This is a genomic window from Burkholderia sp. BCC0397 (assembly GCF_902832865.1).
GTDB lineage: Bacteria > Pseudomonadota > Gammaproteobacteria > Burkholderiales > Burkholderiaceae > Burkholderia.
Genome location: NZ_CADFDL010000004.1, coordinates 144,070 through 156,758, shown reverse-complemented (window position 1 = coordinate 156,758; position 12,689 = coordinate 144,070). Strand labels below are relative to the sequence as shown.

Sequence of the window (12,689 nt, the reverse complement as noted above, 5' to 3'; positions counted from 1 at the left end):
GGGTTCCGGAAAAAACGCGAAAAAGGAAAAGAAAGGCGCCGGCCCACGGCGCCCCGCGGATATCAGCGACGCGAGCGGAACCAGTCGAACCGCGAGCGCTTGGTCGCTTCGCCGAGATACGCGGGCGCAATGCTTTCGAGACTCGCGGGCGAGATCCCGAGTTCCGGCGCGAGCGGCCCCGACAGCACGTTCGGCACCGACATCGTCGCGAGATTGTCGCGCGTGAGCACCGGCTCGCCGGGCAGACATTCGAACACGCTCGCCTGCAGCCGCGCAAGCGCGTCGGGCAGCCGCACGATGCGTGCCTGCCGGCCGACCAGCGTGCCGCAATAGCGTACCAGTTGCTCGAGCGTGTAGACGGTCGGGCCGCCGAGCTCGTAGGTCTTGCCGTGCGCGCCCGCGAGATCGAGCGTGTTGACGAACGCGCGCACGACGTCGCCGACGAATACCGGCTGGAAGCGCGCGTCGGGCATCGCGAGCGGCAGCACGGGCACCGTGCGCTGCAGGTTCGCGAAAGTGTTAAGGAATGCGTCGCCGGGGCCGAACACGACCGACGGACGGAAGATCGTCAGCGCGAGCGAATCGGTGGCCGCGACCGCATGCAGCGCGGCCTCGCCGTCGCCCTTCGAGCGCTGGTACATGCTCGCGCCGTGCGAATCGGCGCCGAGCGCGCTCATGTGCAGCACGCGCTGCACGCCGACCTCCACGCACGCGGCTGCCAGCGCGGCCGGCAGCGCGACGTGCGCGCGCGCGAAGCCGGGCCCGTACGGCGTGCCGCGGCCGCCGTGCAGCACGCCGATCAGGTTGATCGCCGCCTGCGCGCCGGCGACGAAGCGCGCGAGCGTGCGCGTATCGAGCGCGTCGAGTTCGACGATCTCGACCGGCAGCATCTGCAGGTGGCGCGCGTGGTCGCGCCGGCGCGTGCCGATCCGTACCTGCTTGCCGGCGTCGATCAGCGCATTGACGAGCCGGCTGCCGATGAAGCCGGTGCCGCCCAGCAGCGCGACGGTCTGGCGATCCATGATGTGAGCCTCAAAAGAACACTGCCGCGTCTCGCGCGGCAGTGTGAAGATTGCTTATCAGGGCGAGATCATGCCTAGACGTTTCTTCAACGACTGCGGTTTGCCCTCGAAGAGCGCCGCGTAATAGACGGTGTTCGACAGCACGTTCTTCACGTAGTCGCGCGTCTCGTTGAACGGAATCGTCTCCGCGAAGATCGCGCCTTCGACCGGCTGCGTCAACACCTGGCGCCACTGGCGCGGCCGGCCCGGGCCCGCGTTGTAGCCGGCGGTGGCGAGCACCGGCGAGCTGTCGAAGTTGTTGTAGATGTCAGCCAGATACCAGGTGCCGAGCTGGATGTTGGTGTCGATGTCGTGCATCTGCGCACGCGAGATCGAGCCCATGCCGAGCTTCTTCGCGACCATCTGGGCCGTCGCCGGCATCAGCTGCATCAGGCCGCCCGCGCCCACCGACGAACGCGCGCTGATGATGAAGCGCGATTCCTGACGGATCAGCCCGTACGCCCATTCGACGTCGAGGCCCGTCGACTGCGCATAGCGCTCGACGGTCGTGCGGTACGGCGACGGATAGCGCAGCGTGAAGTCGTGCTCGGCCTTCGTGCGGTCGGCCGTGTTGACCGTGCGATCGAGCAGCTCGACGCGCTTGCCGTATTCGGCGGCCGCGAGCAGCTGGCGATCGGTCATCCCGCGCAACGGCCAGTTCCATTCGCGATTGCCCTCGAGGCGCAGGTTCAGCGCGTAGAAGCGTTGCGCGAGCGCGAAGCCCGGAATCTTGCCCATCGCGTCGATCTCGGCGTCGCTCACCTTCGTGCGCGGCGGGATCATCGTGCGCTGGCCGAGCTCTTCGCCGGCCAACTGCCCGTAGAAGTTGAACTGGCCGGCGACCTGCTCAAATTCCTGGTTCGCCTGCAGCGTGTCGCCGCTCTGCTTGAGCGCGCGCGCATGCCAGTAGATCCACGCCGGATCGTTGCGCAGCGACGGCGGCATCTGCTCGATCGACCAGCGCACCATCGGCCAGTTGCCGGCGAGCAGCGCGGCGCGCGTGCGCCATTCGTAGCCCGGGTTCGACAACTGCGCATTCGCCGATTTCGCGTACCAGACCGACGCCATCGGCGAGCGCTTGATCGCGCCCTGGTAGCCGATCGCGCCCCACGCGATCGCCTGTTCCTGCTTGGTCAGCGAAGGCGCGACCGTCGTCAGCATCCCGGCGGCCGCGTCCGGGTCGTTGCGCGCCATGCGGCTCAGTGCGATCAGCGCGATCTGATGCGACGCGGCATCGGGGCCGACGCCGCGCGCGAGATACAGCGGCGGCGCGCTCGTCGCCTGGTCGAAGCCAACCGGGCGCGGGCCGAGCGCGTCGACGATCTTGCCGCCGAGCGTCGTGTAGTTCTGCTCGTACGCGAGGCGCGCCTGCTGCCACACGTCGTCGCTCGTGAACTGCTGGTTGACGGCGAGCGCGGTGATCAGGTCGACACATGCGTCGCCGTAGTTCTTCGGTTCGACGAGCAGCGCGCGCGCCGCCTCGGCGACGTTCTCGTTGCGCGCCGCGCGCGATTCGAGCGCGTAGCACTTGACCTGCGTGTCGTCGTCGAGCACGAAGCGCTTGTACTGGTCGTCGAAATTGCGCCAGTCGTGGCGCGCGCCGAGCACGAGCAGGTAGTCGTTGCGCAGGCGATCGGCGATCGCCTGGCCATCGTAGCGCTGCAGGAACGACTGCACGGGCGCGTCCGGCGCATCGACGCGCGCGCGGCCCGTCGAATCGAACAACTGCGGCTTGATCTGGAAATACTCGACGTAGGACGGAACCGGATAGTTCGGGATCATCGACGCGAGCTGCGCGGCCTTCGCGGCGTCGTTGCGGCGTGCGGCTTCGCGAAGCTGCACGAAGATCTGGTCATCCCCGGGGAGCGTGTCGTCGTTCGGCGCGGCGCATGCGGCCGTGCCCGCGACGAGCGCGACGGCAGAAAGCGCCAGCGCGACCGCGCGATATACTCGGAAAAGGCTGTTCGACATCGTTTTGAATGGAGCACGAATTGAGCGAAAGCATAGCACGCAACCCTGTGCCGAACCCGAAGGTTGCGCTGCGCAAAACGCTGTCCGGCGCCCGTCGCGACGCCGCGTCGCAGCCCGCCGCGAACGCCGCGCTCGATGCGCGGCTGCGCACGCTGCTCGACCGCCTGGCGCCGCGCACGGTCGGGTTCTACTGGCCGCTGCCGGGCGAATTCGATGCGCGCGACGCGGTGCTCGCATGGTGCGCGGCGGGCGCCGGCCGGTGCGCCGCGTTGCCGGTGATCGGCGAGCGACACACGCCGCTCGCGTTCCACGCGTGGGACGCGCACACGCCGATGCGCGAAGGTCATCACCGGATTCCCGAACCGGCGTCGGGAATCGTCGTCGTGCCCGATCTCTTGCTGATTCCCTGTCTGGGATTCGATCCGCAGCGCTACCGGCTCGGCTACGGCGGCGGCTACTACGACCGCACGCTCGCCGCCTGGCCGGGCGACGCGCTGCCCGTGACGGTCGGCATCGCGTACGAAGCGTGCCGCGTCGATGCGCTGCCGGCCGAAGCGCACGATCTCGCGCTGCGCTGGATCGTCACCGACGGCGCGCTCTACCCGGCCGCCGGATAATGCCGCGCGCGGCGCCGCGATCGTCGCCGCCTGCCCGTGAGCGCGTCGCCGCGCCCGACCGTTTCCGCAATCGTTTACAGCGACGCCGCCGCGCGCGCGGCCGTGTCGTAGAGGCCCGATGCGTGGCGCAGCAACTGCGCCGCGTCGCCGATCTGCGCGTTGGTGAGGCCGCTGTCCTTCAGCGTCTCGATCAGGCAGTGCTCGCGCACCTCGCGATACTTCAGGCACAGGTCGCGACCCGCGTCGGTCGCGAAGAAGAACACTTCCTTGCCGTTTTTCTCGCTCTTCACATAGCCGCGGGCGATCAGTTTTTTCAGCGCATAGGTCGCGACGTGCGTATCCTCGATATTGAGCACGAAGCAGATGTCGGCGAGCTTCTTCTTGCGTTCGCGATGGCTGACGTGATGCAGCAGCGAGACCTCGACCGCCGTCATGTCCTTCGCGCCCGCCGCCGACATGCAGCGCACCATCCAGCGGTTGAACGCGTTGCCGGCCATGATGAGCCCGTATTCGAGCTCCGACAGCTCCGCGCTCGAATCGGAAACGAGGTGTTCGGATGACACGATCTTGGTCGCAGGACGCTTCATGGAAAGGCGGCGCAAGCCGGATGACAGGATGTGCCCGAGTGTACGCCAGAAGCCCCGGCATACGAGCTAGGCGAAAACGCTTATTGAGAAGTTGTCGATATTTTATCGACAATGTGCGCTAACATTGCCGTCCGAACCGTGCCAGTCCGATGACGCAACCCCGCATTTATCCGCTCGGCGATGCCGCCCTCGTCTGCGAGGTGCCGCCACCCGCCACGCTCGATTGCCAGCGCCGCGTCTGGGCCGTGGCCGAGGCCGCGCGCGCGTGGCCCGACGTGATCGACGTCGTCCCCGGCATGAACAACCTGACCATCGTGTTCGACGCGCTCGCCGCGACGGCCGACTCGCTCACGCCCGCGCTGCGCGACGCGTGGGAGACGGCCGACGTCGAGCACGCGGACGGCCGCGAGGTCGAGATCCCGGTCGAGTACGGCGGTGCCGCCGGCCCCGACCTGGCGGCCGTCGCCGCCCACACGGGCCTGTCGGCCGACGAGGTCGTCGCGCGCCACGCGGCCGGCGCCTACGTCGTGTTCTTCGTCGGGTTCCAGCCGGGCTTCGCGTATCTGGGCGGCCTCGACGCGTCGCTGCACACGCCGCGCCGCGCGGCGCCGCGCCTCGAGGTGCCGGCCGGCTCGGTCGGCATCGGCGGCGCGCAGACGGGCATCTACCCGGCCACGTCGCCCGGCGGCTGGCAACTGATCGGCCGCACGTCGCAGTTGCTGTTCGATCCGGCGCGGCCGCAGCCGACGCTGCTGCTGCCCGGCGACCGCGTACGCTTCACCATTGCGGGAGTCGACGCACGATGACCCAGAGCAACGCACCGGGCACCATCGAGGTCGTGCGGGCCGGCCCGCTGTCGACCGTGCAGGATCTCGGGCGCCGCGGCACACGCCATCTCGGCGTCGCGCAGGGCGGCGCGCTCGACAGTCTCGCGCTCGAAGTCGGCAACCGGCTGGTCGGCAACCGCCCCGACGCGGCGGCCGTCGAAATCACGATCGGCCCCGCCACGTTCCGCTTCACGCGCGCCACCCGCATCGCGATCACCGGCACCGAGTTCGGCGCGACGCTCGACGGCAAGCCCGTGCATTCGTGGTGGAGCCTGCCGGTCGACGCCGGGCAGACGCTCGTGCTGCCGGCCGCGAAACGCGGCATGCGCGGCTACCTGTGCATCGCGGGCGGCATCGACGTGCTGCCGATGCTCGGCTCGCGCAGCACCGATCTCGCGTCGCGCTTCGGCGGCCTCGGCGGCCGCACACTGCGCGACGGCGACCGGCTCCCGGTCGGCGTGCCGCCGGCCGGCGCGGGCTGCCTCGCGGCCGATGCGCCCGAATTCGGCGTGAAGGCGCCGGCGTGGTGCGCATTCGTGCGCGTCGACGAGCCGCCGCGCCGTCACCGCCCCGCGCATGCGCCGTGGGCGATGCCCGTGCGCGTGCTGCCGGGCCCCGACTACGCATCGTTCGCGGCCGATTCGCAGCAGGCGTTCTGGAACGAGGAATGGCTCGTCACCGCGAACAGCAACCGGATGGGCTATCGGCTCGCCGGTGCCGAGCTCGTGCGCGAGCGGCCGGTCGAGCTGCTGTCGCACGCGGTGCTGCCCGGCACGATCCAGGTGCCGCCGAACGGCCAGCCGATCGTGCTGATGCACGACGCGCAGACCACCGGCGGCTACCCGAAGATCGGCACGGTGATCCGCGCCGACCTGTGGAAGCTCGCGCAGGCGCGGCTCAACCTGCCGATCCGCTTCGTGCGCACGACACTCGACGCCGCGCGCGCCGCCCTCGTCGCGGAACGGGCGTACCTGCGGCAGATCGACGTCGCGATCGAGATGCGCGAGGAAGCGCGCCGCCGCGCGCAATCGCGCGCGGCGTGACAATGGCGGAAGCAGCAGCGAAAGACGCGCCACGCAACCAGTGGACGAGGAACATCATGGAAATCGATCTGAATGCCGATCTCGGCGAAGGATGCGGATCGGACGAGGCGCTGCTCGACCTCGTCACGTCGGCGAACATCGCATGCGGATGGCACGCAGGCGGCGCGAATGCGATGCGCGACTGCGTGCGCTGGGCCGTGCAGAAAGGCGTGTCGATCGGCGCGCACCCGAGCTTTCACGATCCGGAGAATTTCGGCCGCAAGGAAATGCAGCTGCCGGCCGGCGACATCTACGCGGGCGTGCTGTACCAGCTCGGCGCACTGTCGGCGATCGCGCAGGCCGAGGGCGGCCGCATCGTGCACGTGAAACCGCACGGCGCGCTGTACAACCAGGCCGCGCGCGACCCGATGATCGCCGACGCGGTGGTGTCCGCGATCCACGACTTCGATCCGTCGCTCGCAGTGTTCGGCCTCGCGAACAGCGTGTTCATCGCGGCCGCGCGGCGTGCGGGGCTCGCGGCGGTGGAAGAAGTGTTCGCCGATCGCGGCTACCGCGCGGACGGCTCGCTGGTGCCGCGCAGCCTGCCCGGCGCGTTGATCGACGATGAAGATGCGGTGCTCGCACGCACGCTCGACATGGTGCGCAACCGGCAGGTGCGCGCGTTGAGCGGCGAATGGGTGCCGCTCAATGCGCAGACCGTCTGCCTGCATGGCGACGGGCCGCATGCGCTGGCGTTCGCGAAGCGGATCCGCGCGGCGCTCGAGGCCGCCGGCGTCGACGTCGTGGCGCCCGGCGCGCTGCAGGCCGGCGAAGGCGCGTAACGCAGCATTCGGGAATGCATTCGGCGTATTCGGCGCATTGCCCGCACGCCGCACGTTTTCGCCGCACCAAAGAAAAAAGCGCCCTCGTGGCGCTTTTCCGTTGGCGCAATCGCTGCGGCTTCGCCGTCTGTCGATTCACCCCCCGAAACCGTCTTTCGACGGTGACCGGAAAAATATTCCGGATTAAAAAACGTCCGCCGCCGCCCGATCACTGCCTTCCCCGGTCAGACGACGGAACGTCGCTTATCTGCAAGTCGGCCCGCATGCATGTGTTGTTCGACGACGATTGGCCCCGCCGTGCATGCAGACTCTCCGCGGCCGGCACGTGCTTCACGTGCCGGCGACGCTCACCCCGCGCTTTATTTCTGCTACCCCGTAGAACTTATCTATTCTTTTCATTTTTTCAACTTGTGGGATGAAGAATAGATATCGGCCGAACGGGATGTCAATCGTTTTAAACGCTATTTTCCGACGATTCAAGGGTTTTCCTTATCGAGCGACGCCACCGCGCACGCGCCTCGCGCGGCGCGCGCGACGTCGATCAAACAGGGGAAGATCAATGCGGGCATCCGGGCGCGATCAGTTCGCGTCGACCCGGTATCCTTGCTGGCGCAACAATTCGAGCACGCCGCGCGAGCCGCCCAGATGCAGCGCGCCGATCGCGACGAACAGCGGCCGGTTCGGCGCGGCGATTGCCGTCATCCGTGCAACGAAGCGCCGGTTGCGCTCGTACACGATCTTGTTGTCGAGCGACGCCGACAACGCCTTCGAACGCGCGAGCCGTTCGCTCTTCGCGACGGCCCATGCGGAGATCGCATCGGCGTCGCCAATTCGCCACAGTCGGTGCAGCGCCTTGATGTCGTCGGCGTTCTGCGCGGGCGTCTGCACCATGTCCTGCGCGAGCATCTCGCGCTGCTCGGCGAGCGTCAGCCCGGTGAACGCGCGCATCTGTTCGGCGAGCGTCTCGAGCCCGATCACGCGGCCGCCCTTCTTCTTCAGGAACACGTTCTGCAGTTGCGCCTCGGTGCCGTATTCGGTCTGCAGGCCCGCCGACAGCGAATCGTAGGTCTCGACGACGAGCGCCGCGAGCCACGGCCGCATCTTGCGGATCTCGGCGAGCGCGGCCGGGTTGCCGCGCAGGCGCGCCGCGAGCCGCTGCCACAGCGGCTCGGGCAGCAGGCGCTGCAGGCACGGGTAGCGGCACACGCCGTACTTCGACACGTCGTCCTGCGATTCGAGCAGGTCGTCGGGCGACAGTTCGAGCGCAAGCGTCGGCGACGCGGCGAGCGCCGCGAGGATGCGTGGCCGGAACGGCTGCGCGCTCGGGTAATCGGACGGATCGCCCGTGTGCAGCGTGCCGAGCACGTAGAGCGTGACCTTGCCCTTGGTCGCGACGTAGAACGGCATGCGCGCCGGCTGCACGCGCACGGTGCCGCTCGACACCGTGCCGTCGGACACGGCCGGCGCATGGAAGCCCGGCAGGCTCATGCCGGGCGGCGGAACCTGCGACGGATGAATCGGCGAAGTCGCCGGTGCACGCCCTTCGGCGCGCGCCGGTTCGACGGGCACCACGACGCTGGCCGCCACGCACGCGCCGGCCAGCGCCGCGCCTGTGACGGTACGCACGCTCCAGCGCCGCGCGCAGCGGTACGCGCGCATCGCGCGCGCGCCGCCTGCCCCCGCACGGCGCACGCCGGACACGCGCGCCGCCAACGCTTCAGGCATTCGCCTCCCCGACCTCCTCGGCGCGATGGCAAGCCACGCGCCGGCCGTCCACTTCGCGCAATTGCGGCTCCTCGACGCGGCACCGCTCGACCGCGTACGGGCAGCGCTGGTGGAACGCGCAGCCCGACGGCGGATTGAGCGGCGACGGCAGCTCGCCCTGCAGCTTGATCTGCACGCGGCGGTCTTCCTCGAAGATCGCCGGCGTCGCCGACATCAGCGCACGCGTGTACGGATGGCGCGGATGCGCGTAGATCGTCGCCTTGTCGCCGAGCTCGGCGACGCTGCCGAAGTACATCACCATCACGTCGTCCGCGACGTGCTCGACCACCGACAGGTTGTGCGAGATGAACACGTAGCTCGTCTTGAACTGCTCCTGCAGATCCATGAACAGGTTCAGGATCTGCGCCTGGATCGACACGTCGAGCGCGGACACCGGCTCGTCGGCGACGACGATGCGCGGCTCGAGGATCATCGCGCGCGCGATCGCGACCCGCTGGCGCTGCCCGCCCGAGAACATGTGCGGATAGCGCTTCGCGTGCTCGGGCCGCAGGCCGACCGTGCGCATGATCTGCGCGATGCGCGCGGCGCGCTCGGCGGCCGTCAGGTTCGTGTTGATCTCGAGCGGCTCGGAAAGCGTCTGCTCGACGGTCTTGCGCGGGTTCAGCGACGCGAACGGGTTCTGGAACACCATCTGCACGCGGCGGCGCAGGTCGGCGACCGTCTCGCGGCTCGCACCGGCCACGTTCTTGCCGTCGATCGTCAGGCTGCCCGCGGTGGGCGTCTCGATCATCGTGAGCTGGCGCGCGAGCGTCGACTTCCCGCAGCCCGACTCGCCGACGACGGCGAGCGTCTTGCCGCGCTTCAGCGAGAACGACACGCCGTTCAGCGCCTTCACCGTGCCCTGCCCGAACATCCCGCGCTTCACCGAATAGTGTTTCGCGAGGCCGTCGGCCACCAGCACCGCTTCCTCGTCGTGCGATGCGCGAGGCGTTTCATTGACTACGTTCATCGTGAACTCCTGTCGACCGGAGTTTGCGCTTTAGCGCTTACTCCGGTCCCATGCAAAGCCGTCAGGTCGAGGTTGGAAACATTGAGCGGCTTGATGCAGCGCGCCCGCATCGCATCGTTGCCCGACACCAGCGTGTCGAGCGCCGGCCGCGCCTTGCGGCAATCGTCGACGACGTACTTGCAGCGCGGCGCGAACAGGCACCCGGACGGGCGATCATCGCGGCCCGGCACCATGCCGGGCAATGCGGCAAGGCGACGCGCCCCCTGATTGTGCTCGGGAATCGCCGCGAGCAGCGCTTCGGTGTACGGATGATGCGGCGCGCGGAAGATGTCGGGCACGCGGTTGGTCTCGATGATCTCGCCCGCGTACATCACCGCGACGCGATGCGCGACCTCCGACACCACGGCCAGATCGTGCGAGATCAGCACGAGCGCCATCCCGCGTTCCTTCTGCAGCTTCACGAGCAGATCCATGATCTGCGCCTGGATCGTCACGTCGAGGGCGGTGGTCGGCTCGTCGGCGATCAGGAGCTTCGGGTTGCACGCAACCGCCATCGCGATCATCACGCGCTGGTTCATCCCGCCCGACATCTGGTGCGGGAACGACGCGATGCGGTTCTTCGCATCGGGAATGCCGACCTGGTCGAGCAGTTCGAGCGCGCGCCGGTGCAGCGCGTCGCCGCGCAGCCCTTCGTGCAGCTTCAGCACCTCCTTGATCTGGTAGCCGACCGTGTAGCTCGGGTTCAGGCTCGTCAGCGCGTCCTGGAACACCATCGCGATGTCCTTGCCGACGATCTTGCGGCGCGCCTTCGGCGACGCCTTCAGCAGGTCGACGCCGTTGAACGTGACCTCGTCGGCCGTCACCTTGCCGGGCGCGTCGATCAGGCCCATCAGCGCCATCATCGTCACGCTCTTGCCCGAGCCCGATTCGCCGACGACGCCCACCACCTCGCCCGGCGCGACCGACAGGTTGATCCGGTCGACCGCGGGCAGGCCGTTGAAGTTCACCGCGAGATTGCGGATGGTCAGAAGATTCTGGGTCATGTCAGGCCATCCGCTTCAGTTTGGGATCGAGCGCGTCGCGCAGCCCGTCGCCGAGCAGGTTGATCGCGAGCACCGAAATCAGGATCGACAGGCCCGGCATCGTCACGATCCACCACGCGTTGTCGATGTAGTCGCGCGCGGAGGCGAGCATCGCGCCCCACTCGGCGGTCGGCGGTTGCACGCCGAGGCCGAGGAAGCCGAGCGCGGCCGCGTCGAGAATCGCCGACGAGAAGCCGAGCGTCGCCTGCACGATCAGCGGCGCCGTGCAGTTCGGCAGCACCTGCGAGAACATCAGGCGCAGCGTGCCGGCGCCGGCCACGCGCGACGCGGTCACGTATTCCTTCTGCAACTCGCCGAGCGCCGACGCGCGCGTGAGGCGCACGTAGGCCGGCAGCGCGACGATCGCGATCGCGAACATCGTGTTGGTGAGGCCCGGGCCGATGATCGCGACAACCGCGACCGCGAGCAGCAGCGACGGCAGCGCGAGCAGCACGTCCATGATGCGCATCACCGGCGTGTCGGCCCACTTCTGGAAGAACGCGGCGACCAGCCCGAGCACGATGCCGGGGATCAGCGCGAGCACGACCGACACGAAGCCGATCCAGAACGACATCCGCGCGCCGAACATCAGCCGCGAAAGAATGTCGCGGCCCGCTTCGTCGGTGCCGAGGATGAATTGCCAGTTGCCGCCGGCGAGCCACGCGGGCGGAATCTTCACGTAGTCGCGGTATTGCTCGACCGGGCTGTGCGGTGCGATCAGCGGCGCGAGCAGTGCGACGACGATCAGCACGATCACGACGATGCCCGCGCCGACGGCGCCGCGGTTGCGCGAGAAGTTGGCCCAGAACTCGCGCAGCGCGAGCGCACGGCCGCCGGCCGGTGCGGATTCGCTCGGCAGGGTATTTTGCAGATTGCTCATGGGATTACCTCGTGTGGCGGATGCGCGGATTCAGCACGCCGTACAGCAGGTCGACGACCAGGTTCACGACGATCACGAGCGTCGCGATCAACAGGATGCCGCCCTGGACGACCGGATAGTCGCGGCGGCCGATCGCATCGATCAGCCACTTGCCGACACCGGGCCACGAAAAGAGCGTCTCGGTCAGCACGGCGCCCGCAAGCAGCGTGCCGATCTGCAGGCCGATCACGGTGACGACCGGGATCAGCGCATTGCGCAGCGCATGCACGACGACCACGCGCACGGGCGACAGCCCCTTCGCGCGGGCGGTGCGGATGTAGTCCTCGCGCAGCACTTCGAGCATCGACGAGCGCGTCATCCGCGCGATCACCGCGAGCGGGATCGTGCCGAGCACGATCGCGGGCAGGATCAGGTGGCTCACCGCCGACTTGAACGAGCCTTCGTCCGGCGCGAGCAGCGCGTCGATCAGCATGAAGCCGGTCGGGTGCGGGAAATCGTATTCAACCGCGATGCGCCCCGACACGGGCGTCCAGCCGAGAGTCGACGAGAACACCATGATGAGGATCAGCCCCCACCAGAAGATCGGCATCGAGTAGCCGGTGAGCGCGGTGCCCATCACGCCGTGGTCGATCACCGAGCCGCGCCGCAGCGCGGCGATCACGCCGGCCGGCAGGCCGACCGCGAGCGCGAACACGAGCGCGCACAGCGACAGCTCGACGGTCGCCGGGAAGCGCGCGAAGAATTCGCCCGCGACGCTCGTATTGGTGATGATCGACGTGCCGAGGTCGCCGTGCAGCGCCCGGCCGATGTAGTGGACGTACTGCAGGGGCAGCGGCTCGTCGAGCCCGAGGCGTTTCATCGCCTCTGCGTGCATCGCGGGATCGACGCCGCGCTCGCCCATCATCACTTCGATGGGGTCGCCCGGTATCAGGTGAATCAGCGCAAACGCCAGGATGGTGATGCCGATGAAGGTCGGGATCACCATCCCCACGCGGCGCAACACGAATCTGAACATGATGCGTCTCGTATTTTCTTGTGGGAAATGTGCGACCGGCGACGAAGGGCT

General features: G+C 68.5%; 12 protein-coding genes. 4 read left to right on the top strand and 8 right to left on the bottom strand.

The window, feature by feature from the left end; translation table 11 throughout:
- Positions 1-62: 62 nt before the first annotated feature.
- Both HWX03_RS14820 and HWX03_RS14815 read right to left on the bottom strand, forming a co-directional pair.
- Positions 63-1,022: a complex I NDUFA9 subunit family protein gene (locus HWX03_RS14820; RefSeq protein ID WP_175822963.1), complete on the bottom strand. Its 960-nt coding sequence runs from the start codon at positions 1,020-1,022 to the stop codon at positions 63-65.
- Positions 1,023-1,079: 57 nt separating this feature from the next.
- Positions 1,080-3,032, bottom strand: coding sequence for a lytic transglycosylase domain-containing protein (locus tag HWX03_RS14815; protein ID WP_175871701.1), 1,953 nt, complete (start codon positions 3,030-3,032; stop codon positions 1,080-1,082).
- Positions 3,033-3,040: 8 nt separating this feature from the next.
- On the opposite strand from HWX03_RS14815, the gene HWX03_RS14810 reads away from it, so the two are divergent.
- Positions 3,041-3,649 carry a 5-formyltetrahydrofolate cyclo-ligase gene (locus tag HWX03_RS14810; RefSeq protein WP_175871700.1) on the top strand — a complete coding sequence of 203 codons (609 nt, stop codon included), beginning with the start codon at positions 3,041-3,043 and terminating at the stop codon, positions 3,647-3,649.
- A gap of 74 nt (positions 3,650-3,723) precedes the next feature.
- Here HWX03_RS14810 and HWX03_RS14805 read toward each other — a convergent pair whose 3' ends face one another.
- The gene (locus tag HWX03_RS14805; RefSeq protein ID WP_208449967.1) at positions 3,724-4,236 is read right to left on the bottom strand and encodes a winged helix DNA-binding protein; all 513 of its coding nucleotides are present in this window, start codon (positions 4,234-4,236) and stop codon (positions 3,724-3,726) included.
- Between the two features lie 149 nt (positions 4,237-4,385).
- Between HWX03_RS14805 and pxpB the strand changes: the two genes are divergently transcribed.
- From pxpB to pxpA, 3 genes are read left to right on the top strand one after another with little or no spacing between them, the layout of a single operon-like run.
- Positions 4,386-5,042 carry a 5-oxoprolinase subunit PxpB gene (pxpB, locus tag HWX03_RS14800; protein ID WP_175822966.1) on the top strand — a complete coding sequence of 219 codons (657 nt, stop codon included), beginning with the start codon at positions 4,386-4,388 and terminating at the stop codon, positions 5,040-5,042.
- A complete protein-coding gene (locus HWX03_RS14795) occupies positions 5,039-6,106 on the top strand; it encodes a biotin-dependent carboxyltransferase family protein (RefSeq protein ID WP_174434773.1) in 1,068 nt (355 codons plus the stop codon). The genes pxpB and HWX03_RS14795 overlap by 4 nt, the downstream gene beginning before the upstream one ends.
- Before the next feature lie 56 nt (positions 6,107-6,162).
- Positions 6,163-6,927, top strand: a complete 765-nt coding sequence (pxpA, locus tag HWX03_RS14790; RefSeq protein ID WP_175871699.1) for a 5-oxoprolinase subunit PxpA — start codon at positions 6,163-6,165, stop codon at positions 6,925-6,927.
- 579 nt (positions 6,928-7,506) lie between these two features.
- Here the strand turns inward: pxpA and HWX03_RS14785 are convergent.
- Genes HWX03_RS14785 through HWX03_RS14765 form a run of 5 tightly spaced genes read right to left on the bottom strand, consistent with a single transcriptional unit; the run spans position 7,507 to position 12,638 of the window.
- Complete coding sequence (locus tag HWX03_RS14785; protein WP_175871698.1) at positions 7,507-8,652, bottom strand: TraB/GumN family protein; 1,146 nt, start codon at positions 8,650-8,652, stop codon at positions 7,507-7,509.
- Positions 8,645-9,661, bottom strand: coding sequence for a peptide ABC transporter ATP-binding protein (locus HWX03_RS14780; RefSeq protein ID WP_175871697.1), 1,017 nt, complete (start codon positions 9,659-9,661; stop codon positions 8,645-8,647). Before HWX03_RS14780 ends, HWX03_RS14785 begins: the two co-directional genes overlap by 8 nt.
- Entirely contained in the window at positions 9,658-10,704 is a 1,047-nt protein-coding gene (locus HWX03_RS14775) for an ABC transporter ATP-binding protein (protein ID WP_175871696.1), read from the bottom strand. Before HWX03_RS14775 ends, HWX03_RS14780 begins: the two co-directional genes overlap by 4 nt.
- A 1-nt stretch (position 10,705) precedes the next feature.
- A complete protein-coding gene (locus HWX03_RS14770) occupies positions 10,706-11,623 on the bottom strand; it encodes an ABC transporter permease subunit (protein ID WP_174390124.1) in 918 nt (305 codons plus the stop codon).
- A 4-nt stretch (positions 11,624-11,627) separates the two neighbouring features.
- Positions 11,628-12,638, bottom strand: a complete 1,011-nt coding sequence (locus tag HWX03_RS14765; protein WP_175822972.1) for an ABC transporter permease subunit — start codon at positions 12,636-12,638, stop codon at positions 11,628-11,630.
- Positions 12,639-12,689: the final 51 nt, after the last annotated feature.

What these genes read in the sequence shown, in the direction of transcription:
- HWX03_RS14770 (WP_174390124.1), bottom strand. Translation starts at nt 11,623, where the DNA reads ATGAGCAATCTGCAAAATACCCTGCCGAGCGAATCCGCACCGGCCGGC.
- HWX03_RS14765 (WP_175822972.1), bottom strand. Translation starts at nt 12,638, where the DNA reads ATGTTCAGATTCGTGTTGCGCCGCGTGGGGATGGTGATCCCGACCTTC.
- HWX03_RS14775 (WP_175871696.1), bottom strand. Translation starts at nt 10,704, where the DNA reads ATGACCCAGAATCTTCTGACCATCCGCAATCTCGCGGTGAACTTCAAC.
- HWX03_RS14815 (WP_175871701.1), bottom strand. Translation starts at nt 3,032, where the DNA reads ATGTCGAACAGCCTTTTCCGAGTATATCGCGCGGTCGCGCTGGCGCTT.
- HWX03_RS14810 (WP_175871700.1), top strand. Translation starts at nt 3,041, where the DNA reads ATGGAGCACGAATTGAGCGAAAGCATAGCACGCAACCCTGTGCCGAAC.
- HWX03_RS14785 (WP_175871698.1), bottom strand. Translation starts at nt 8,652, where the DNA reads ATGCCTGAAGCGTTGGCGGCGCGCGTGTCCGGCGTGCGCCGTGCGGGG.
- HWX03_RS14805 (WP_208449967.1), bottom strand. Translation starts at nt 4,236, where the DNA reads ATGAAGCGTCCTGCGACCAAGATCGTGTCATCCGAACACCTCGTTTCC.
- HWX03_RS14795 (WP_174434773.1), top strand. Translation starts at nt 5,039, where the DNA reads ATGACCCAGAGCAACGCACCGGGCACCATCGAGGTCGTGCGGGCCGGC.
- pxpB (WP_175822966.1), top strand. Translation starts at nt 4,386, where the DNA reads ATGACGCAACCCCGCATTTATCCGCTCGGCGATGCCGCCCTCGTCTGC.
- HWX03_RS14780 (WP_175871697.1), bottom strand. Translation starts at nt 9,661, where the DNA reads ATGAACGTAGTCAATGAAACGCCTCGCGCATCGCACGACGAGGAAGCG.
- pxpA (WP_175871699.1), top strand. Translation starts at nt 6,163, where the DNA reads ATGGAAATCGATCTGAATGCCGATCTCGGCGAAGGATGCGGATCGGAC.
- HWX03_RS14820 (WP_175822963.1), bottom strand. Translation starts at nt 1,022, where the DNA reads ATGGATCGCCAGACCGTCGCGCTGCTGGGCGGCACCGGCTTCATCGGC.